Origin of the sequence: Pseudomonas sp. GM60 (genome assembly GCF_000282415.1) — a bacterium.
Taxonomy (GTDB): domain Bacteria; phylum Pseudomonadota; class Gammaproteobacteria; order Pseudomonadales; family Pseudomonadaceae; genus Aquipseudomonas; species Aquipseudomonas migulae.
The window spans coordinates 12,655-34,585 of the sequence record NZ_AKJI01000109.1; the positions used below are offsets into that span (position 1 = coordinate 12,655).

The following is a 21,931-nucleotide window of genomic DNA, read 5'->3' on the forward strand; positions in this document are numbered from 1 at the left end:
TTACAACGGCTTGACGGTGAACAAACCGTCGTCGTGGCCTTCTTCGGAGCCACCGTAGACTTGTTCGGCAACGGTGCGAATCTTGCTGCCGCGGGCTTGCAGAATCTGGTCCATGGCACCGGCAAACCAGCCAGTGAACATGTAGTCGACCTTGCGCCCGACCTTGCCGTACACGTAGACGAAAGCGGAGTGTTCAAGCTTGACGCTGGCGGTGCCTTTGTCGAGGTCGATGTCCTGGATCTTGAACAGGCCCCAGCCGCGTTGCGACAGGCGCTTCATGTAGTGCTCGAACACCGCGACGCCTTCCAGGCCGTGGCATTCGGCTTCTTTTTCACACCAGTGCCAGGCGGACTTGTAGCCGGCCTTGTAGAGAATTTCGGCGTAGGCGTCGGCGCCCAGCACTTCCTCGATGCCCATGTGGTTGTTGACGAAGAAATGACGCGGCACGTACAGCATCGGCAGGGCGTCGGAGGTCCAGACACCGGTTTCGCTGTCGACTTCGATAGGCAATTGCGGGGCGATCTTGGCCATGGAAACTTAACTCCAGAAAAATTTTGGTGTTGCCCCCGGCACGGATGGCCGGGGGAAAGAATTCAGAGGTGCGGCGGCTTATTCGCCCCAGACATCTTTCAAGACGTTGACCCAGTTCTCGCCCATGATCTTGCGGACCACGCGCTCGGAATGGCCGCGCTTGAGCAGGGTTTCGGTCAGGTTCGGGAACTCGCCGACGGTGCGGATGCCCAGCGGGTTGATGATCTTGCCGAAGCTGGTCAGACGGCGGGCGTAGCCCTTGTCATGGGTCAGGTATTCGAAGAAGTCCTGGCCATGGCCCTGGGTGAAGTCGGTGCCGATGCCGATGGCGTCTTCGCCGACGATGTTCATGGTGTATTCGATGGCTTCGGCGTAGTCGTCGATGGTCGAATCGATGCCCTTGGCGAGGAACGGCGCGAACATGGTCACGCCGACGAAACCGCCGTGGTCGGCGATGAACTTCAGTTCTTCATCGGATTTGTTGCGCGGGTGAATTTTCAGACCCGACGGCAGGCAATGGGAGTAGCAGACCGGTTTCTTCGATTCGAGGATGACTTCTTCGGAAGTCTTGGAACCGACGTGGGACAGGTCGCACATGACCCCGACGCGGTTCATCTCGGCAACGATTTCGCGACCGAAGCCCGACAGACCGCCATCACGCTCGTAGCAACCGGTACCGACCAGGTTCTGGGTGTTGTAGCACATCTGCACGATACCGACGCCGAGCTGCTTGAACACCTCGACATAGCCGATCTGGTCTTCAAACGCGTGAGCATTCTGGAAGCCGAACAGGATGCCGGTCTTGCCCTGCTCCTTGGCTTTACGGATGTCGGCGGTGGTGCGAACCGGAATCACCAGGTCGCTGTTCTCGCGGATCAGCTTCTGGCTGGCGGCGATGTTGTTGACGGTGGCCTGAAAGCCCTCCCACACCGACACGGTGCAGTTGGCCGCGGTCAGACCGCCCTTGCGCATGTCTTCAAACAGCTCGCGGTTCCACTTGGCAATAATCAGCCCGTCGATAACGATGCTGTCGGCGTGCAATTCGGCTGGGCTCATCAGGCTGTCCCCTATTAGCGATTCATGCGCCGAATCGTGTGCCGGCGCTTTGGGGCCAGCATATGCCTGAGTACCGGTGCAGCCGGGTGCAAAAACGACAGGGGGTTTGCCGAAAGCGTCAATCTGCGACAAAGGGTCGTCGTTGAACGTCGCGGGCCACCTGTTCAAGGGCTTGCGCATGGGCCAGAATTCGCCGCATTACGGAATTTGGGCCAAAAAAGGGGCTGAGGCGCAATGAAATCGATCTTACTGGCAATGGCACTGATAGCGACCGCCGTACAGGCGGCTGAAGAGTCCGACATCAACCCCTGCGATGCGGTCGAAAACGAAGTCCAGACCCTGGAATGCTCGGTCTACAGCCGAACCACCGCCGAAGACCTGCTCAAAGACAACTACCAGAGCCTGACCGAGCGCATGCAAACGCTCTACGGCAAGAACCCGACACAACTGGCCGACATCACCGCCAAACTCAAGGCCGCCCAGCAGCAATGGCTAAAGACCCGGGATGCGGATTGCACAGTTGAAGCGTTTCCGGCGACCAGCGGCAACAAGGCATTCACCATTGCGCAGAACGATTGCGTGGCGCGGATGAGTGATGAGCGGTCGGAGTTTTTGGAGTCGATTGGGCAGGAGTGATGTTTTCAGTTTGTCGGCTACAGGCACCACCGCCAGCTTTCACCTCTCAAGAAATGATGTTTCCCACAGGCGTGGCTGACCACACCTACAGCGCTCCCTGCACCTCGGAGCAGACCCTGTTAGTCGGGCAATATCCCGACATGCTTCGTTAATTGGCCGATGTGAAAATATAAGTAAAGATTCGCAAATCTTATAAAAGACTTATATTCTCCCATGAACAGCATTCACTGGACTCGAAAGGCCGTTAAGCAGCTTTTGAAATTGCATTCCGTTCACCAGATCCAGGTTCGTGATGCCGTCGCGGCGCTGACAGGCATGCCTGATACAGGCAATGTCAAAGCGCTCATCGGTCATGACTATGCCTATCGACTTCGAGTGGGTAACTATCGAGTCATGTTCGACTGGGATGGCGCAATCAAAGTGGTCAGTATTCAAGAGGTCAAAAAACGTGATGAACGCACCTACTGACGTTCAAATTATCAATGACGCAGACGGAAACCCCGCGTTCGTGGTTATTCCTTACGCGCAGTACGTGGCGCAAAAAATCGAGCCCGACCTGATCCCTCACGAAGTGGTCAGTCGCATCGTCGATGGTGCAACACCGATTCGTGCCTGGCGCGAACACTTGAACCTTACACAGGATGAAGTGGCCAAACGTATGGGTATTTCTCAACCGGCTTTTGCCCAGCAGGAGACCGTCGCGAAGCCTCGCAAGGCCACTCGCGAGAGAATTGCTGCAGCTTTTGGCATCACGGCCAGTCAACTTGAGCTGTAGGCTGCACACAACCATTTGTGAAAGGGATCGAAATGAAAATCTGCGGCATCGAAATCAAAGGCAGCGAAGCGATCATCGCCGTGGCCTCCCTCGACGATCAGGTACTGAGCCACGTCGCGCTGAACACCAAGAAAATCGCCCTCGACGATGACGACGAAGCCGCCAACGTCAAAGTCTTTGCCGCTCAGGTGGCGTCGTTTGTACGCGAGAATTCCATAGACCGGATCGCGATCAAGAAACGCAGCAAGAAAGGCGAATTCGCCGGTGGGCCGACCACGTTCAAGATCGAAGGCGTTTTTCAGTTGCTGGAGAGTTGCGAGGTGATCCTGTTGTCGCCGCAGACGATCAATGCGCAGAACAAGAAGTTTGATTTTGAGCTGCCGGGGACGCTGAACAAGTATCAGCATGAGGCTTACAAAGCCGCCTGTTCGGCACTGATGAAAAAGTAACGCCACACACCCTGTAGGAGCGAGGCTTGCCCGCGAAGGCGGAGTGTCAAACGACGGTGATTTCGATTGAGGCGGCCTCTTCGCGGGCAAGCCTCGCTCCTACAGGATTCGGTTTTTTCCGTTGGTAGTTTCAGGCCTTTTGGGTTTGTCGGCGGTCTTCTCGTGGACACCGCTCAAACTTCGCCCGATAACTGCGGGTGAAGTACGACGGCGATTCAAACCCGCACGCGATACTCACCTCCAGCACGCTCATATCGGTCTGCCGCAGCAACTGCCGCGCCTTCTCCAGCCTTAACCGCAGGTAGAAATTGCTCGGCGTGTCGTTCAGGTGCAACCGAAACAACCGCTCCAACTGCCGCCGTGTCACCTTGATCGACTCCGCCAGCTCCAACGTGGTCAGCGGCGGTTCGCTGTGCTGTTCCATCTCGCCAATCACGTGAACGAGCTTCTTGTTGCTGATGCCATAGCGCGTGGCGACTTCCATGCGCTGGTGGTCTTTGCGCGGGCGGATGCGGCCGAGCACGAATTGTTCGCTGACCTGGATCGCCAGTTCCGGGCCGTGGGCCTGGGCGATGAGGTCGAGCATCAGGTCGATGGAGGCAGTACCACCGGCCGAGGTGATGCGCCGACGGTCGATCTCGAACAACTCCTGGGTAACGCTGAGCTGTGGATAAGATTCCTTGAACGCGTCGATGGCTTCCCAGTGCAGGGTCAGACGATGCCCATCAAGTAAGCCGGCTTCGGCGAGGACGAAGCTGCCGGTGTCGATGGCGCCGAGGGTCACGCCTTCGTTGTCCAGTCGGCGCAGCCAGTGCTCCAGCGCTGGCGTGGCGAATTTCAGCGGTTCAAAACCGGCGACCACCAACAACGTCGCGCCTTTCTTCAGCGGTTCCAGCGCGGCATCGGCGTTGACCGACATACCGTTGCTGGCCAAAACCGCCCCGCCATCCGCACTCAACACATGCCAGCGATACAGCTCGCCGCGAAATCGATTGGCGACCCGCAACGGCTCGATGGCCGAGATGAAACCGATGGCCGAGAAACCCGGCATCAACATGAAGTAGAAATCCTGGGACATGGAGCGCACTCGATTCGCGGGTAGCGTGTGCTGTTGATACGCCACTTGCGAGCGGCATTCAAGTGGACAGGTCGCTGCAGTGCAAGAGCTGGTCGCCGCAGTGCGTTTTCACCGGGCTTTAGCTGCGTAACTTGGCATCACCGGCGCACAAAGACGACCGGACCCACAATAACGAACTGCCGAGGAAACCTGAGATGAAACGACTGATCAGCAGCTGTGTTCTTGCACTCAGCGGTACCGCTTTCCTGAGCGCCAGCGTCATGGCCGCCGAACCTGCATCGTGCCAGAACGTACGCATGGGCGTCGTGAACTGGACCGACGTGATCGCCACCAGCGCCATGACCCAGGTCTTGCTCGATGGCCTCGGCTACAACACCAAACAAACCAGCGCCTCCCAGCAAATCATTTTCGCCGGGATCCGCGACCAGCGCCTGGACCTGTTCCTGGGCTACTGGAACCCGCTGATGACTCAAACCATCACGCCGTTCGTTGATGGCAAGCAGGTCAAAGTGCTTGAGGCGCCCAGCCTGAAAGATGCCCGCGCCACCCTCGCGGTTCCGACTTACCTCGCCGACAAGGGCCTGAAAACCTTCGCCGATATCGCCAAATTCGAGAAAGAGCTGGGCGGCAAGATCTACGGCATCGAGCCAGGCTCGGGCGCCAACACGCAGATCAAAGAGATGATCGCCAAGAACCAGTTCGGTCTCGGCAAATTCCAGCTGGTCGAGTCCAGCGAAGCCGGAATGCTGTCGGCGGTGACCCGGGCGACCAAACGCAACGAAGCCATCGTGTTCTTCGGCTGGGCGCCGCACCCGATGAACGTCAACGTGAAGATGACTTACCTCACCGGCAGCGACGACGCCCTGGGCCCGAACGAAGGCATGGCGACTGTCTGGACCGTCACTTCGCCGACCTACGCCGAGCAATGCCCGAACATCGGCCGCTTGCTGAGCAACCTGACCTACACCGCCGAAGACGAGAGCCGGATGATGCAGCCGCTGCTGGATCACAAGGACGCCTTCGAATCGGCCAAGCAATGGCTGAAAGATCACCCGCAAGACAAGCAGCGCTGGCTGGAAGGTGTAACCACCTTCGATGGCAAACCAGCGGCTGAAAACCTGCAACTCACCAGCAAGTAACTCTTCAGCAAACAGACCCGAACCACCGATTCGCAGCCCGACCGGGCTGCGAACGGGACCACCACGCCTGCAAGGAACCACCTCATGAACCACGACGTCATCATCACCTGCGCACTTACCGGTGCTGGCGACACGACCAGCAAAAGCCCACACGTGCCGGTCACCCCGAAACAAATCGCCGCTGCCGCCGTGGAAGCCGCCAAGGCCGGCGCCACCGTGGTCCATTGCCACGTTCGCAACCCGCAAACCGGCAAATTCAGCCGTGACGTGGCGCTGTACCGCGAAGTCATGGAGCGCATCCGCGAAGCTGACGTCGACATCATCGTCAACCTGACTGCCGGCATGGGCGGCGACCTGGAAATCGGCGCGGGCGAGAACCCGATGGAATTCGGCCCGAACACCGATCTGGTCGGCCCGCTGACCCGTCTGGCCCACGTCGAAGAACTGCTGCCGGAAATCTGCACCCTCGATTGCGGCACCCTGAACTTCGGCGACGGCGACACCATTTACGTCTCCACCCCGGCGCAGCTGCGTGCAGGCGCCAAACGCATTCAAGAGCTGGGCGTAAAAGCCGAGCTGGAAATTTTCGACACCGGTCACCTGTGGTTCGCCAAGCAGATGATCAAGGAAGGCCTGCTCGACGACCCCCTGTTCCAGCTGTGCCTGGGCATCCCGTGGGGCGCACCGGCTGACACCACCACCATGAAAGCCATGGTCGACAACCTGCCGGCAAACGCCGTGTGGGCCGGGTTCGGCATCGGTCGCATGCAGATGCCGATGGCGGCGCAAGCGGTGCTGCTGGGCGGCAACGTGCGGGTTGGCCTGGAAGACAACATCTGGCTGGACAAGGGCGTGTTGGCGACCAATGGCCAACTGGTCGAACGCGCCTCGGAAATCCTCAGCCGCCTCGGCGCCCGGGTTCTGACACCGGCTGAGGGCCGGGCAAAAATGGGCCTGACCAAGCGCGGTTAAGCCCCACACAAAACCTGTAGGAGCGAGGCTTGCCCGCGAAGAGGCCGGTACACCCGCCATGGATATAGCGGCAGGAATATCGCCTTCGCGAGCAAGCTTCGCTCCTACAAAGATCACCGAATTTTTTAGGACGTTGCCATGACCTTCATCACCGAAATCAAAACCTTCGCCGCCCTGGGCAGCGGTGTCATCGGCAGCGGCTGGGTGTCCCGCGCCCTCGCCCACGGCCTCGATGTTGTGGCCTGGGACCCGGCACCCGGCGCTGAAGCCGCCCTGCGCAAACGCGTCGCCAATGCCTGGGGCGCACTGGAGAAACAAGGCCTGGCACCCGGTGCATCACAGGATCGGTTGCGCTTCGTCGCGACGATTGAAGAGTGTGTTCGCGACGCCGATTTCATCCAGGAAAGTGCCCCTGAACGCCTCGACCTGAAACTGGAACTGCACAGCAAAATCAGCGCCGCGGCCAAACCAAATGCACTGATCGGCTCCAGCACCTCGGGCCTGTTGCCAAGCGAGTTCTACGAGAGTTCGACCCACCCGGAACGCTGCGTCGTCGGTCACCCGTTCAACCCGGTTTACCTGCTGCCATTGGTGGAAGTCGTCGGCGGCAAGAACACGGCCCCCGAAGCCGTACAAGCGGCCATGAAAGTCTACGAATCCTTGGGCATGCGCCCGCTGCACGTGCGTAAGGAAGTGCCTGGGTTCATCGCCGACCGTTTGCTCGAAGCGCTGTGGCGTGAGGCCCTGCACCTGGTCAACGACGGTGTGGCGACGACCGGTGAAATCGACGATGCGATTCGCTTTGGTGCGGGTCTGCGCTGGTCGTTCATGGGTACCTTCTTGACCTACACCCTGGCGGGCGGCGACGCGGGCATGCGCCATTTCATGGCACAGTTCGGTCCGGCATTGCAGTTGCCGTGGACGTATCTGCCGGCGCCGGAGCTGACCGACAAGCTGATTGATGATGTAGTGGATGGCACCAGCGATCAGTTGGGCAAACACAGCATTTCGGCGCTGGAGCGCTATCGTGATGACTGCCTGCTGGCGGTGCTGGAGGCGGTGAAGACCACCAAAGAGAAGCATGGGATGGCGTTCGCCGACTAAGCCCCGCCGCCACTTGTAGGAGCGAGGCTTGCCCGCGAAGAGGCCGGTACATCCGACGGATCTCTTGTGGCAGGAATACCGCCTTCGCGGGCAAGCCTCGCTCCTACAGGTTTTCGTTATCTCAGGAACCGATCGCATGCCTGCTCTTACGACTTACAGCACCAAAATCATCCCCGACTGGGTCGACTACAACGGCCACCTGCGCGACGCGTTTTACCTGCTGATTTTCAGCTACGCCACCGACGCGCTGATGGACCGGCTGGGCATGGACAGCAACAACCGCGAAGCCAGCGGCAATTCGCTGTTCACCCTCGAACTGCACCTCAATTACCTGCATGAAGTGAAGCTCGACGCCGACGTAGAAGTGCACACCCAGATCATCGCTCACGACAGTAAACGCCTGCACCTCTATCACAGCCTGCACCTGGTCGGTGACGACAAAGAGCTGGCGGGCAACGAGCAGATGTTGCTGCACGTCGACCTCGCCGGTCCCCGCTCCGCGCCGTTCAGCGAAGACACGCTGGACAAGCTGCAAGCCATCGTTGCGCAACAAACCGACCTGCCCACCCCTGAGTACATTGGCCGAGTGATCGCTTTACCCCCAAAAAAATAACAAGGAGATCGCCATGAACACCGCCGCCGCTTTTGCTGACTTTCGTACTTATCCGTTGATCAGCGCGCTCAGTGGCGTGCAGGCCCTGGCGGATCGCGTTCTCGTGAAATGGGCCGATGACCGTGTCAGCCCCTTCCATCATCAATGGTTGCGTGACAACTGCCCTTGCCCGCAGTGCGTCTACACGGTGACCCGTGAGCAGGTGCTGGAAATCGTCGACGTTGCGCAAGACCTGATGCCCGCAGAGACGAGCGTCGACCCTGAAGGTTGCCTCTGCATCCAGTGGCAGGACGGTCACCTCAGCCGCTTCGATCCGGGCTGGTTGCGGGCCCACGCCTATGACGACGAGTCCCGCGCAGAACGCCGCGCCAGCAAGCCAAAATCCCGCCTGTGGAAAAGCGACTTGTCGCTGCCGGTGTTCGATTATCAAGCGCTGATAGACGACAACGACGCCTTGTTGCAATGGCTGTTGGCGGTGCGCGACATAGGCCTGACGCAAGTGCGCGGCGTGCCCACCGAACCCGGTTCGTTGAAGCTGATCGCCCAGCGGATTTCCTTCATCCGCGAGAGCAATTTCGGCGTGCTGTTCAACGTGCAATCCAAGGCCGATGCCGACAGCAACGCCTACACCGCTTTCAACCTGCCGTTACACAGCGATTTGCCGACGCGGGAGTTGCAACCGGGGCTGCAATTTCTGCATTGCCTGGTCAATGACGCCGACGGTGGCGAGAGTATTTTCGTCGACGGTTTTGCCATCGCCCAAGCGCTGCGCGAGGAAGATCCCGAATCGTTCAAGGCCCTGTGCGAAATCCCCGTGGAGTTTCGCAACAAGGACCGTCACAGCGACTATCGCTGCCTCGCGCCGGTCATCGCCCTGGATGTGTTGGGGCAGGTGTCTGAAATTCGTATGGCAAACTTTTTGCGCGGGCCGTTCGATGCGTCGGTGGAGGAAATGCCCCGGCTGTATCGCGCTTATCGACGGTTTATTGCGATGACTCGCGAGGGGCGGTTCAGGCTGATGCAACGGCTCAACCCCGGGGAGCTGTGGTGCTTCGACAACCGTCGCACGCTGCATGCGCGCAATGCGTTTGATCCCGCCAGTGGTGCCCGGCATTTCCAGGGGTGCTATGTCGATCGGGATGAGTTGTTGTCGCGGATCCTCGTGCTACAACGCTAGACCGCGTCATCGTTTTTCGCGGGCAAGCCTCGCTCCTACAAGGCTAGCGCTGCTTCTGTAGGAGCGAGGCTTGCCCGCGAAGGCGTCAGCACAGACACCCCATATTTCCCTGACTCACAGGCAAAAAAAACCCCGATCAAGCCGTGACAGGATCGGGGCAGAGGTGGGTACTGTTGAGGAGCCGTTGCGCGAGGGTGACCAAACCTTCGTGAAGCCAGCTGAATCCAGTGTGCCCACTCTCCCCTCCCGCGAGTTAGCCGAAAACGACCTGTTCATAGGTATTGCGGCCATTGCGACAAATCGTCCTTGCCGACGCCAACGCCCCCTACGAGAATCGAACCACGACACCGTTCCCTGAAGAAGGATTGCGTCATGATGCACGCCGATTTGATTGACCAGGAAGACCTGTTGGGCCAGCTGAAATCGTTGGGCTTTCAAGTACCGAACGGCTCCACCGCCGAGCAGGCTTGCGAGTGCGCGGTGAGAGGATTGAACAACGAACGGGCGACCGTGCTGCGCACCATGGTCAAGCAGATGTACACCAGCAGCGCGACCATCCTGCCGGCAGTGCGTCAGGCCATCGACAAGCAGCTGCTGCCGGCATTGGCTGAATACCAACAAAGCCACCGCGCCTGACACGTAGGCGGTTTGCTAGAGTGGTGGCTTCCTGACCACCACGAGCGATCGCTGATGTTCCGAATCCAACACTGCCAGTCCGGCGAACAAGCGGGCTGGCTGCCTTTGCGCCAGGCACTCTGGCCTGATGCTTCGGAACAGGAGCATCGGGACGAAATAGCCGAACAGCTGCGTCAGCCGCAACGCTATATCAACTTCGTCGCCTACGACGCCGGGGAGCAACCCGTCGGCCTGGCCGAAGCCTCATTGCGCCACGACTACGTCAATGGCACCGACAGCTCGCCGGTGGTGTTCCTGGAAGGTATCTACGTGGTGCCGCAGCAGCGCCGCCATGGAGTGGCCGCACGACTGATCGAACACGTGGCGCATTGGGGACGGGAACGCGGATGCGTGGAAATGGCCTCGGACACCGACGTCGACAACCTGCCGAGCCAGGAGACGCACAAGGCGCTCGGTTTCGAGGAAACCGAGCGCGTCGTGTTTTTCAGGCGTCAGCTCTGATCAGAGCCTTACGCTGGCGAAGGTCGACTCGTTGCGCGCCTGACTCAATGCCGACAACGGCCCGGACAACGGCGACAGCACCAACGCTTGCGGCAGCGGCATCATCGCCACCTGTTGCGTGGTGTTGGAGCCTACGCGTTCGTCACGCGGCGGAATGCCGAAGTATTCGCGGTAGCACTTGGAGAAGTGCGGCGTGGATACGAAACCGCACACCGACGCCACTTCGATGATCGACATCGGCGTTTGCTTGAGCAACTGCCGGGCACGGATCAGGCGCAGTTTCAGGTAGTAACGCGACGGCGAGCAGTGCAGGTATTTCTGGAACAACCGCTCGAGTTGCCGACGTGACACGGCGACGTACACCGCCAGTTCGTCGAGGTCGATCGGCTCTTCGAGGTTGGCTTCCATCAGCGCGACGATTTCCTGCAACTTCGGCTGGTTGGTGCCGAGCATGTGCTTGAGCGGCACGCGCTGGTGATCCTGTTCGTTGCGGATACGCTCGTAGACGAACATCTCCGAAATCGCGGCGGACAGTTCACGCCCGTGATCGCGGCTGATCAGGTGCAGCATCATGTCCAGCGGCGCGGTGCCGCCGGAGCTGGTGAAACGGTTACGGTCGAGGGTGAACAGGCGGGTACTCATCGCCACACGCGGGAAGGCTTCCTGCATCGAGGCCAGACATTCCCAGTGCACGCTGCAATCGAAACCGTCCAGCAGGCCGGCGCACGCCAGGGCCCAGCTGCCGGTGCAGACTGCACCCAGACGCTTGGATTGACGCGCCTGGCTTTGCAGCCATGAGACGTGTTCGCGAGTTACCGTGCGCTGAATACCGATACCGCCGCAGACAATGATGGTGTCCATGGAAGGTGCTTTGTGCATGGAGGCGTCAGGGGTGATCTGCAGACCGTCACTGGCCCAGACCTGACCGCCATCGACGGTGAGCGTGGTCCAGCGATACAGCTCGCGACCGGACAATTGGTTGGCCATGCGCAGGGGTTCTACGGCGGAGGCCAGAGAAATAAGCGTGAAATTGTCCAGCAGCAGAAAGCCGATGGATTGAGGCGCACGGTTCTGGGGTTGAGCCCCGGAGTTGAACGTCGTCATCGCGGTATCTCCTCACACAAAGCAGGTGATGGCCTCAGGCGGAGGCTCTTGTTATTGCCATCGTTCTCGCGTGGGAGACGGGCTTTGTAATGACAGAGCAATTGCCATGCCTAAAATTGAATACGCGTTCAATAACTCCTGAAAACGACGTCGCAGCCTGTCTATATAAGCCGCGTCACGAGTAGGGGTTATAAGTGGCATTCACAGGGGCAAGTGCTCTGCCGCGTTGCGTGTGAGCAAATCGGTAGCACTTGTGGGAACAGGCCTGCGACGACTTCGGAAAGAGTGTCACCGCAGGCACAGGGGACGGACGGTCAGGGCCAGGTTGGATCCCTGACGTGTTGCAATGCGCTTATCTGTAAGCGACGCGCCAAAACGTGGCGCGTTTTGAATCCGGTGTTCACTTAGCGCGCAGTTTTGACTGGTCCGACGTCTTCGCGGGCAAGCCTCGCTCCTACAAGAGCACCGCACGATCCCTGTAGGAGCGAAGCTTGCTCGCGAATGGGATCGCCTCGGTCTCAGCACTCAACCGCGCTAACCGCCAACCCGCCCCGCGATGTCTCTTTATATTTGTCATGCATATCCGCCCCGGTATCTCGCATGGTGCGGATCACCCGGTCCAGCGAAATAAAGTGCTGGCCGTCACCACGCAACGCCATCTGCGCCGCGTTGATCGCTTTCACTGCAGCAATCGCGTTGCGCTCGATGCACGGCACCTGCACCAACCCGCCGACCGGGTCGCAGGTCAGGCCGAGGTTGTGTTCCAGGCCGATTTCCGCCGCGTTGCACAACTGCTCCGGCGTGGCGCCAAGAATCTCCGCCAATCCGGCCGCTGCCATCGCGCAAGCCGATCCGACTTCGCCCTGGCAACCGACTTCCGCGCCGGAGATGGAGGCGTTCTTCTTGCACAGAATCCCCACCGCCGCGGCACCGAGGAAATAGTCGACCACGTTGGCGTCCGTCACCACCTCGCTGAACTTCATGAAGTAGTGCAACACCGCCGGAATGATCCCCGCCGCGCCATTGGTCGGCGCCGTGACCATGCGCCCGCCGGCCGCGTTTTCTTCGTTGACCGCGAGGGCGAACAGGTTGACCCATTCCATCGCGCTCAGGGTCGAGCCGATGACGTTGGGTTTGTTCAGTTCTTGCAGGCTGCGGTGCAATTTGGCTGCGCGACGGCGCACGTTCAGGCCACCCGGCAGGATGCCTTCGTGCTTGAGGCCTTGCTCGACGCAATCCTGCATGGCCCGCCAGAGTTTCATCAGGCCGGCGCGGATTTCGTCTTCGCTGCGCCAGACCTTCTCGTTGGCCATCATCAATTCGGCCACGCGCAGGTTGTGCTTCTGGCAGAGGCTGAGCAGCTCGGCGGCGCTGGAGAAATCGTACGGCAACACCGTGCGATCCAGATCCACCACACCGCTGGAAGCTTGTGCTTCATCGACGACAAAGCCGCCGCCGACGGAATAGTAGGTGTCGCGATGCAGCTCACCGTCATCGCCTTCGGCGACCAGGGTCATCGCGTTCGGATGGAACGGCAGGTTTTCGTCGATCAGACGCATGTCCCGGGCCCAGATGAACGGCACCGACAAGCGGCCGTCCAGCAACAGGGTGTGGGTTTCGCGCAGGGTTTCAATGCGGATGCCGATTTGCGACGGGTCGATCGCGTCCGGCCATTCGCCCATCAGGCCCATGATCACCGCGTTGTCGCTGCCGTGCCCAATGCCGGTGGCCGACAACGAACCATAAAGCTGGACCTCGACACGCCGCACTTGCTCCAAAAGCCCCTGTTCACGCAAACCTTGCACGAACAGCGCCGCGGCGCGCATCGGCCCCACGGTGTGCGAACTGGAAGGGCCGATGCCGATTTTGAACAGGTCGAAAACGCTGATAGCCATTACTGCCGAACTCCTGGATATGCCAACTCCAGGCGCAAAAGCGCCCGGTGACGGAGCTGCTACGCTCAAGCTGCAATCCGCCGGTATGGCTGCATCATCAGGCTTTTACCGTGTCGCTCGACGTCCAGTACCGACGCACTCTTGTCCACCAGCGCCGTGTGCGTTTTACGCTGCTTTTTCGCCGTTTTTTTGCGGCTCAGGTGGGCAAACGGGGCTGAAAAAATCTGTAAACGACGTCACCGACACTGGATGCGACCATCCCTGTACTGGATACGACGCACCCTGTAGGCGTCAGATTTTCACTGGTACATGATCGTATCGACTCGATTGCAAGGCGCCGTGGTAGAGCTGTCTCCAAAACGCCATCCAACCGCAACCTATAAGTGCGGTGGTCCACAGTCGGAACACTGCCAAAAAAAACACCAAGGAGTCCATCCATGAAAGGTTCCCCGTCGTTGTTGTTGGCCGCCATGCTGAGTCTGCCGTTACTGGCTCAAGCCGCAGAACCCGCTCAGTGCAGTACCGTAAACTTCTCCGATGTCGGCTGGACTGACATTACTGTCACCACCGCCACCACCAGCGTCGTGCTCGATGCCCTGGGCTACAAAACCAAAACCACAATGATTTCCGTGCCGGTGACCTACAAGTCGCTGGCCGACGGCAAGAACATGGACGTATTCCTGGGTAACTGGATGCCGACCATGGAAAACGACATCAAGGCCTACCGCGATGCCGGCACCGTGGACACCCTGCGTGCCAACCTCGAAAACGCAAAATACACACTCGCCGTCCCGGAAGAGTTGTATAACAAAGGTCTGAAAGATTTCGCCGACATCGCCAAGTTCAAGAAAGAACTCGACGGCAAGATCTATGGCATCGAACCGGGTAACGACGGCAACCGTCTGATCCAGAGCATGATCGACAAAGACGCCTTCGGCTTGAAAGCCGCCGGTTTCAAGGTGGTCGAATCCAGCGAAGCCGGCATGCTCTCGCAAGTCGATCGCGCCCAGCGCCGCAATACCGCCGTGGTGTTCCTGGGCTGGGAACCGCACCCGATGAACACACGATTCAAGATGAAGTACCTGACTGGCGGCGACGAGTTCTTCGGCCCCAACTTCGGTCAGGCGACCATCTTCACCAATACCCGCAAGGGTTATGCCCAGGAATGCAGCAACGTTGGACAGTTGCTGAAAAACCTGGTGTTCACCCTCGACATGGAAAGCACGCTGATGGGCAACGTCCTGGACGACAAAATGAAGCCTGACGCGGCCGCCAAGGCCTGGCTGAAGAAGAATCCACAGGTGCTCGATACCTGGCTCGCTGGCGTGACCACCATTGACGGTAAACCAGGCCTGGAGGCCGTTAAAGCCAAGCTCGCGCAGTAATCGCTTACGCCGGGCGGGCTAGCCCGCCCGGGCTGTTTATTTCCTTGCATGCGGACGTTCACTACCATGCTGATTGATCAGAAAATACCTCTAGGCCAGTACATCGCGGGCTTCGTTGAATGGTTGACGCAACACGGCGCCAACACCTTCGACGCAATCGCCGTGTCACTGGAAACGATGATCCACGGCGTGACTTTTGCGCTGACCTGGTTCAACCCGCTGGCATTGATCGGCCTCATCGCGCTACTGGCACACTTCATTCAACGAAAATGGGGGCTGACTGCTTTCGTCATCGCTTCCTTCCTGCTGATCCTCAATCTGGGGTACTGGCAGGAAACCATGGAAACCCTCGCCCAGGTGTTGTTCGCCACCCTGGTCTGCGTGGTCATCGGCGTGCCGCTGGGCATCGTCGCCGCGCACAAACCGATGTTCTACACCCTGATGCGTCCGGTGCTCGATCTGATGCAGACCGTACCGACCTTCGTTTACCTCATTCCTACCCTGACCCTCTTCGGTCTTGGTGTGGTCCCGGGCCTGATCTCCACGGTGGTGTTCGCGATTGCCGCGCCTATCCGCCTGACCTACCTGGGTATTCGCGATGTCCCGGAAGAATTGATGGACGCAGGCAAAGCCTTTGGCTGCTCGCGACGTCAGCTGCTCTCACGGATTGAATTGCCCCACGCCATGCCAAGCATCGCGGCCGGTATCACCCAGTGCATCATGCTGTCGTTGTCGATGGTGGTGATTGCGGCACTGGTGGGCGCCGACGGCCTGGGCAAACCCGTGGTCAATGCACTGAACACTGCTGATATCGCCCTGGGCTTCGAAGCAGGCCTGGCGATCGTATTGCTGGCGATCATGCTCGACCGTATCTGCAAACAACCCGACGCTAAAGTAGGGGGTGACGCATGAGCATTATTCGCTTCGAAGACGTCGACGTGATCTTCACCAAAGATCCGCGCGAAGCCTTGAAACTTCTCGACCAGGGCATGACCCGTAACGAGATCCTGAAAAAGACCGGGCAGATCGTCGGCGTCGAAAAGGCCACCCTGGATATCGAGAAAGGCGAAATCTGCGTGCTGATGGGCCTGTCTGGCTCCGGCAAATCCAGTCTGCTGCGTTGCATCAACGGCCTCAACACCGTGAGCCGCGGCAAGCTGTTCGTCGAGCACGAAGGCAAGCAGATCGACATCGCTTCCTGCACCCCGGCCGAACTGAAAATGATGCGCACCAAGCGCATTGCGATGGTGTTCCAGAAGTTCGCCCTGATGCCATGGCTGACGGTGCGCGAGAACATCAGTTTCGGTCTGGAAATGCAGGGTCGGCCGGAGAAGGAACGGAAAAAACTGGTCGATGAAAAACTTGAGCTGGTGGGCCTGACCCAATGGCGCAACAAGAAACCCAACGAGCTTTCCGGCGGTATGCAACAACGTGTGGGCCTGGCCCGCGCACTGGCAATGGACGCCGATATTCTGCTGATGGACGAACCGTTCTCGGCCCTCGATCCACTGATCCGCCAAGGCCTGCAGGACGAACTGCTGGAGCTGCAAAGCAAGCTGAACAAAACCATCGTCTTCGTGAGCCACGACCTCGATGAAGCACTGAAGCTGGGCAGCCGTATCGCGATCATGAAAGACGGTCGGATCGTCCAGTACAGCAAGCCGGAAGAAATCGTTCTCAACCCGGCGGACGACTATGTGCGGACCTTTGTCGCCCACACCAACCCGCTGAACGTTTTGTGCGGTCGCAGCCTGATGCGCACCCTGGACAACTGCAAGCGCATCAACGGTTCGGTCTGCCTGGATCCGGGTGGCGATTCGTGGCTGGACCTGGCGGAAGGCAACACCATCAAAGGCGCACGCCAGAACGGTGCGAGCCTGGACCTGCAGAACTGGATCCCGGGGCAAGCCGTCGAAGGCCTGGGCCGTCGCCCAACGCTGGTGGACTCCAACATCGGCATGCGCGATGCGCTGCAGATTCGTTATCACACCGGCAACAAACTGGTGCTGCACGACAACAACAAAGTGGTCGGGATTCTCGGCGACAGCGAGCTGTATCACGCACTGCTCGGCAAGAACCTGGGGTAAGGCAACACACACAAAAACGCCGCGACAGGATCGCGGCGTTTTTGTTTGTGGATATCGGGTGATGCAGTGTTGAAGTTGAAGCCCCCATCGCCAGCAGGCTGGCTCCCACATTGAAATGCATTCTCTTGTGGGAGCCAGCCTGCTGGCGATAAAGGTGACGCGGTGCTTCAGACTGAAACACCGCGTCACTTACAACTTATTAGCTATAAACCCGGCCAAGGAGCTGCCGATGGCTTTCAAACTGATCGAGCACGTCACGAGTGATCTGATCCTGAGTGAAGCCCATCAGGTCATAGTCCTGGCTGCCATTGTGCAGGTACACCTCGGCGCGGTAGTAACGGGCGCGAGGTTCATCAGCACTTTCAGCCGACACCGTGTCGCTCGCCGCTGCCAGATAGCCATCCAGACTCACTTCGTAGACAAAAGGGTTGCCCTCTTCCATCTCGATGCGCACGCCCATGCAACGCTTGGATTTGCCCAGCAACGTTTGCACGTCCAGGCCTTTACCACGCAATTGCACCACGGCCTCTTCCAGCGCCGGGCTGACTTGCTTGTCCATGAAACGCTGAACGATCGACTGGTTCGGTTGCAGGTCCAACTGAGTCAGACGCTCGCTGAAACCACGACGACCGCGCGCCGCCAGTTCCGCTTGCTCCTGTTCGATCTGCACGTCCTGGCGCATGGCCTTGTGCAAGCCGAACATGAAGAACACCAGCACCACCGAGAACGGCAGACCAGCCAGCACCACCATGGTTTGCATGGCTTCGAAGTTACCGGCGAACAGCAGGCCGATGGTCACCAGGGTGATCACAACGGACCAGAAGATTCGCAGCCAGTGCGGCGCATCTTCGTCGACGTTGCCGCCCTTGCACGAAAGGTTGGCCATCATCACCGCGCCGGAATCCGCCGGGGTCAGGAACAGCACGAAACCGACGAAAATCGACACGCCGATCACCACTTTCGACGCCGGGTAATGCTCAAGCAACTGATAGATCGCCATCGACGGTTGTTCCAGCGCCGTCTTCCCGAGCTCCACCGCCCCGTGGTTCATCACCAGGTCCAGGGCCGAGTTACCGAAGATCGACAACCACGCCAGGGTGAAACCCAGCGGAATCAGCAGCACGCCGGCCACCAGTTCACGCACGGTACGACCACGGGAAATACGCGCGATGAACATGCCTACGAATGGTGCCCAGGAAATCCACCAGGCCCAGTAGAACAGGGTCCACAGGCCCAACCAGCGGTCGGACTTCTCACTGTCGCCTTCGTACACATAGAGGTCGAAGGTCTTCAGCACCACGCCGTTCAGGTAGTCACCGACGTTTTGCACGAAGCCGTTAAGCAGGTGCAGGGTCGGGCCGAACAGCAGTACGAAAATCAGCAGGCCGCTGAACAGCACGATGTTCAGGTTGGACAGACGACGGATGCCGTTTTCCACGCCGGACACGGCGGCGATGGTCGCCACGGTGCTCATCACGATGATCACGATCAGCAGGTTGGTGTTGCTGTGTTCCATGCCGAACAGGTTTTCAAGGCCCGACGACACTTGCAGCGAACCAATCCCCAGGTTCGTCACCAGACCCAACAGGGTCACGAACATGCCGAAGCCGTCCACCGCGTGACCGGCCGCGCCCTTGACCCAACGCTCACCGACCAGCGGATACAGCGCCGAACGCAACGCCAGCGGCTGGTTATGACGGTAGGCAAAGTACGCCACGGCCAGGCCGACCAAGGCGTAAATCGCCCAGCCGTGCAGGCCCCAGTGCAGGAAGGTCAGCTGTACCGCCTGACGCGCGGCCAGGTTGCTGGCCGACACGCCTTCCGGCGGGTTGAAGTAGTGATCCAGCGGCTCGGACGCACCGAAGTACAACAGCGAGATGCCGATACCCGAGGAGAACAGCATCCCCGCCCAGGCGCCGTAGCTGAAGTCCGGGGTGTCGTCCTTGCTGCCCAGTTTGAGCTTGCCGTAGGACGAAAACGCCAGGCCGACCACGAATACCAGGTAAGCGGCGATCACCACCATGTAATACCAGCCAAAGCTGCGGGACAGCCACGCCTGGGCGATACCGAGCAATCTGCCAGCCTCTTGCGGGGCGATGATCAGAATGGCGGTCAACAGCAGAATCAGCGCGGTAGAGGTGTAGAACACCCAACCGTTGACCGTCACCTTCTCGGGCGGGGTCTTTATTAGAGAGGCAGAACTCATGGCACAGATGCTCCAGGCAGTGCGAGAGAAGAACACAAGGCAGCGCGTTACCCGACCAATCGGTTAGTTGGCAGCCGACCGGCGGGTGATATAAAGACAACCCGAAAAAAGCCCGAAACCCTTAAGCACCAGTGCGTAGGGGTTTCGAGCCGTTTTGGATGTCGGGTTATCGCCATTTACACGTAGGAAAAACCTGTAAGCAGCGACGATTTGTCGCAGATCTTATTCTTTGTTGATTGAACGTTCAATCAAAACAAAATAGACTGGCCCTCAATCCGATAGACGTTTTGCGTCTGCCGGAAGGCCTAAGGAGATGTGCAAGATGCCCAAGGTCGGTATGCAACCCATCCGCCGCCAGCAATTGATCGAAGCCACCTTGCTGGCCGTCGATCAGGTCGGAATGGGGGACGCCAGCATTGCGCTGATCGCCCGTTTGGCCGGTGTCTCGAACGGCATCATCAGTCACTATTTTCAGGACAAGAACGGCCTGATCGCTGCCACGGCGCAGTACCTGATGAGTGTCCTCAGCGAGAACGTCACCGCGCGCCGTCAGGCGCTGACAGATGCCAGCCCGCGGGCGCATCTGCAGGTGATCATCGAAGGCAACTTCGACGCCAGCCAGGTCAATGGCCCGGCAATGAAAACCTGGCTGGCCTTCTGGGCCACCAGCATGCACCACCCGTCTTTGCACAGGTTGCAGCGGATCAACGATCACCGTCTGTATTCCAACCTGTGCTGCCAGTTCCGCCGCGTATTGCCGCTCGATGACGCGCGCAGTGCAGCCCGGGGCCTGGCAGCGTTGATTGACGGTTTGTGGTTGCGCGGGGCGCTGTCGGGAGATGCTTTCGACACGGAACAGGCGCACCGGATCGCTTACGAATACATGGATTTCCAACTGGCCAAGCAGGTGAGTTAGAGCACACATAAAACGCTCAACCCCTGAACCGCCACTGACCAGCGTGCCAGCGCTACACGGCACGTCCAGTGGTCAACGCCAACCACTTATGCACTTGCGAGGACACTATGGCCCGTTTCGAACTGCAAAAACTCTACATCGATGGCGGTTACTCCGACGCCAGCAGCGACGCCACTTTCGAAGCCATCAACCCGGCTAACGGTGAAGTCCTCGCAAAAGTACAGCGTGCGACCAAGGAAGACGTTGAGCGCGCTGTAGTCAGCGCCGAAAAGGGCCAGAAAATCTGGGCTGCAATGACTGCCATGGAGCGTTCGCGCATCCTGCGTCGCGCGGTTGACATCCTGCGCGAGCGCAACGATGAACTGGCCGCCCTGGAAACCCTGGACACCGGCAAGTCGTTCTCCGAAACCAAGTATGTCGACATCGTTACCGGCGCCGACGTGCTGGAATACTACGCAGGCCTGGTACCCGCCATCGAAGGCGAGCAGATCCCGCTGCGCACCACTTCGTTCGTTTACACCCGTCGCGAGCCGCTGGGCGTCGTGGCCGGTATCGGCGCATGGAACTACCCGATCCAGATCGCCCTGTGGAAATCCGCGCCTGCCCTGGCGGCCGGTAACGCGATGATCTTCAAGCCAAGCGAAGTCACTTCCCTGACCACGCTGAAACTGGCCGAGATCTACACCGAGGCAGGTCTGCCAGCCGGCGTGTTCAACGTATTGACCGGCAGCGGCCGTGAAGTCGGCACCTGGTTGACCGAGCACCCGCGCATCGAAAAAATCTCCTTCACCGGCGGCACCGACACCGGCAAGAAGGTCATGGCCAGCGCTTCCGCTTCGTCGTTGAAAGACGTGACCATGGAACTGGGCGGCAAATCCCCGCTGATCATTTTCGACGACGCCGACCTCGATCGCGCCGCCGACACCGCGATGATGGCCAACTTCTACAGCTCCGGCCAGGTCTGCACCAACGGCACTCGCGTGTTCGTACCGAGCCACCTGAAAGCCGCGTTCGAAGCCAAGATCGCTGAGCGCGTTGCGCGCATCCGCGTTGGCAATCCGGAAGACGAAAACACCAACTTCGGCCCGCTGGTCAGCTTCGCCCACATGGAAAGCGTGCTGGGCTACATCGCCAAAGGCAAAGAAGAAGGCGCTCGCGTGCTGTGCGGCGGCGGCCGTCTGACCGACGGCGAATTCGCTAAAGGCGCGTTCGTAGCACCGACCGTGTTCACCGATTGCACCGACGAGATGACCATCGTTCGCGAAGAGATCTTCGGCCCGGTGATGGCGATCCTGACTTACGAAACAGAAGAAGAAGTGATCCGTCGTGCCAACGACACCGACTTCGGCCTGGCCGCAGGCGTCGTCACCAAGGACCTGAACCGCGCTCACCGCGTGATTCATCAACTGGAAGCCGGTATCTGCTGGATCAACGCCTGGGGCGAGTCCGACGCGAAGATGCCGGTTGGCGGCTACAAGCAATCCGGTGTGGGCCGTGAGAACGGCATCAGCTCGCTGAACAACTTCACACGCATCAAATCGGTACAGGTTGAGCTGGGCGATTACGCCTCGGTGTTCTAAGGCGGTATCTGCTTCGCCTGCGAGGCCGCTATCGCCAGCAAGCCGGCTCCTACAGGTTTTGCGTCGTGCACAAAAGCCACGACGCACCTCC

Annotated in this window: 22 protein-coding genes; 16 read left to right on the forward strand and 6 right to left on the reverse strand. The window is 59.4% G+C overall.

Features of this window, described 5'->3' with window-relative positions:
* Entirely contained in the window at window positions 1–531 is a 531-nt protein-coding gene (locus PMI32_RS05430; protein WP_008033249.1) for a DUF5943 domain-containing protein, read from the reverse strand.
* 78 nt (window positions 532–609) lie between these two features.
* On the reverse strand, window positions 610–1,587 hold the full coding sequence (locus PMI32_RS05425) for a dipeptidase (protein ID WP_008033250.1): 978 nt from the start codon (window positions 1,585–1,587) through the stop codon (window positions 610–612).
* Between the two features lie 234 nt (window positions 1,588–1,821).
* Here PMI32_RS05425 and PMI32_RS05420 point away from each other — a divergent pair, with 234 nt between their 5' ends.
* From PMI32_RS05420 to PMI32_RS05405, 4 genes are all read left to right on the forward strand, one after another.
* Window positions 1,822–2,223, forward strand: coding sequence for a lysozyme inhibitor LprI family protein (locus PMI32_RS05420; protein WP_008033251.1), 402 nt, complete (start codon window positions 1,822–1,824; stop codon window positions 2,221–2,223).
* Window positions 2,224–2,436: 213 nt separating this feature from the next.
* Window positions 2,437–2,691: a type II toxin-antitoxin system RelE family toxin gene (locus PMI32_RS05415; protein WP_008033252.1), complete on the forward strand. Its 255-nt coding sequence runs from the start codon at window positions 2,437–2,439 to the stop codon at window positions 2,689–2,691.
* Window positions 2,675–2,998 (forward strand): helix-turn-helix domain-containing protein, encoded by a 324-nt coding sequence (locus PMI32_RS05410; protein WP_008033253.1) that lies wholly within the window; start codon window positions 2,675–2,677, stop codon window positions 2,996–2,998. Before PMI32_RS05415 ends, PMI32_RS05410 begins: the two co-directional genes overlap by 17 nt.
* A gap of 32 nt (window positions 2,999–3,030) precedes the next feature.
* The gene (locus PMI32_RS05405; RefSeq protein ID WP_008033254.1) at window positions 3,031–3,447 is read left to right on the forward strand and encodes a DUF3010 family protein; all 417 of its coding nucleotides are present in this window, start codon (window positions 3,031–3,033) and stop codon (window positions 3,445–3,447) included.
* A gap of 130 nt (window positions 3,448–3,577) precedes the next feature.
* Here the strand turns inward: PMI32_RS05405 and PMI32_RS05400 are convergent, their stop codons facing one another.
* Entirely contained in the window at window positions 3,578–4,525 is a 948-nt protein-coding gene (locus PMI32_RS05400) for a GlxA family transcriptional regulator (RefSeq protein WP_008033255.1), read from the reverse strand.
* Between the two features lie 194 nt (window positions 4,526–4,719).
* Here PMI32_RS05400 and PMI32_RS05395 point away from each other — a divergent pair, with 194 nt between their 5' ends.
* The 7 genes from PMI32_RS05395 (at window position 4,720) to aac(6') (ending at window position 10,667) form a co-directional block, all read left to right on the forward strand.
* The gene (locus tag PMI32_RS05395; protein WP_008033257.1) at window positions 4,720–5,664 is read left to right on the forward strand and encodes a choline ABC transporter substrate-binding protein; all 945 of its coding nucleotides are present in this window, start codon (window positions 4,720–4,722) and stop codon (window positions 5,662–5,664) included.
* Window positions 5,665–5,748: 84 nt separating this feature from the next.
* Complete coding sequence (cdhC, locus tag PMI32_RS05390; protein WP_008033258.1) at window positions 5,749–6,636, forward strand: 3-dehydrocarnitine:acetyl-CoA trimethylamine transferase CdhC; 888 nt, start codon at window positions 5,749–5,751, stop codon at window positions 6,634–6,636.
* 138 nt (window positions 6,637–6,774) lie between these two features.
* Complete coding sequence (locus PMI32_RS05385; protein ID WP_008033260.1) at window positions 6,775–7,740, forward strand: L-carnitine dehydrogenase; 966 nt, start codon at window positions 6,775–6,777, stop codon at window positions 7,738–7,740.
* Window positions 7,741–7,876: 136 nt separating this feature from the next.
* Window positions 7,877–8,353, forward strand: a complete 477-nt coding sequence (locus PMI32_RS05380; protein WP_008033261.1) for a thioesterase family protein — start codon at window positions 7,877–7,879, stop codon at window positions 8,351–8,353.
* A 13-nt stretch (window positions 8,354–8,366) separates the two neighbouring features.
* Window positions 8,367–9,530 (forward strand): gamma-butyrobetaine dioxygenase, encoded by a 1,164-nt coding sequence (locus tag PMI32_RS05375; RefSeq protein WP_008033262.1) that lies wholly within the window; start codon window positions 8,367–8,369, stop codon window positions 9,528–9,530.
* Window positions 9,531–9,902: 372 nt separating this feature from the next.
* Window positions 9,903–10,166, forward strand: a complete 264-nt coding sequence (locus tag PMI32_RS05370; protein ID WP_008033263.1) for a hypothetical protein — start codon at window positions 9,903–9,905, stop codon at window positions 10,164–10,166.
* Window positions 10,167–10,220: 54 nt separating this feature from the next.
* On the forward strand, window positions 10,221–10,667 hold the full coding sequence (gene aac(6') / locus PMI32_RS05365; protein WP_008033264.1) for an aminoglycoside 6'-N-acetyltransferase: 447 nt from the start codon (window positions 10,221–10,223) through the stop codon (window positions 10,665–10,667).
* On the opposite strand, the gene gbdR is transcribed toward aac(6'), so the two are convergent.
* On the reverse strand, window positions 10,668–11,771 hold the full coding sequence (gene gbdR / locus PMI32_RS05360) for a choline metabolism transcriptional regulator GbdR (protein WP_008033265.1): 1,104 nt from the start codon (window positions 11,769–11,771) through the stop codon (window positions 10,668–10,670).
* 518 nt (window positions 11,772–12,289) lie between these two features.
* On the reverse strand, window positions 12,290–13,666 hold the full coding sequence (locus PMI32_RS05355) for an L-serine ammonia-lyase (protein ID WP_008033266.1): 1,377 nt from the start codon (window positions 13,664–13,666) through the stop codon (window positions 12,290–12,292).
* Window positions 13,667–14,103: 437 nt separating this feature from the next.
* On the opposite strand from PMI32_RS05355, the gene PMI32_RS05350 reads away from it, so the two are divergent.
* The 3 genes from PMI32_RS05350 (at window position 14,104) to choV (ending at window position 17,138) form a co-directional block, all read left to right on the forward strand.
* Complete coding sequence (locus tag PMI32_RS05350; protein WP_008033267.1) at window positions 14,104–15,051, forward strand: choline ABC transporter substrate-binding protein; 948 nt, start codon at window positions 14,104–14,106, stop codon at window positions 15,049–15,051.
* Window positions 15,052–15,117: 66 nt separating this feature from the next.
* Window positions 15,118–15,963, forward strand: a complete 846-nt coding sequence (gene choW / locus PMI32_RS05345; protein WP_008033268.1) for a choline ABC transporter permease subunit — start codon at window positions 15,118–15,120, stop codon at window positions 15,961–15,963.
* Window positions 15,960–17,138 carry a choline ABC transporter ATP-binding protein gene (choV, locus tag PMI32_RS05340; protein WP_008033270.1) on the forward strand — a complete coding sequence of 393 codons (1,179 nt, stop codon included), beginning with the start codon at window positions 15,960–15,962 and terminating at the stop codon, window positions 17,136–17,138. The genes choW and choV overlap by 4 nt, the downstream gene beginning before the upstream one ends.
* A gap of 199 nt (window positions 17,139–17,337) precedes the next feature.
* Here the strand turns inward: choV and PMI32_RS05335 are convergent, their stop codons facing one another.
* Complete coding sequence (locus tag PMI32_RS05335) at window positions 17,338–19,287, reverse strand: BCCT family transporter (protein WP_226300271.1); 1,950 nt, start codon at window positions 19,285–19,287, stop codon at window positions 17,338–17,340.
* Between the two features lie 379 nt (window positions 19,288–19,666).
* Here PMI32_RS05335 and betI point away from each other — a divergent pair, with 379 nt between their 5' ends.
* Entirely contained in the window at window positions 19,667–20,260 is a 594-nt protein-coding gene (gene betI / locus PMI32_RS05330; RefSeq protein WP_008033272.1) for a transcriptional regulator BetI, read from the forward strand.
* 107 nt (window positions 20,261–20,367) lie between these two features.
* A complete protein-coding gene (betB, locus tag PMI32_RS05325; RefSeq protein WP_008033273.1) occupies window positions 20,368–21,840 on the forward strand; it encodes a betaine-aldehyde dehydrogenase in 1,473 nt (490 codons plus the stop codon).
* Window positions 21,841–21,931 lie beyond the last annotated feature (91 nt).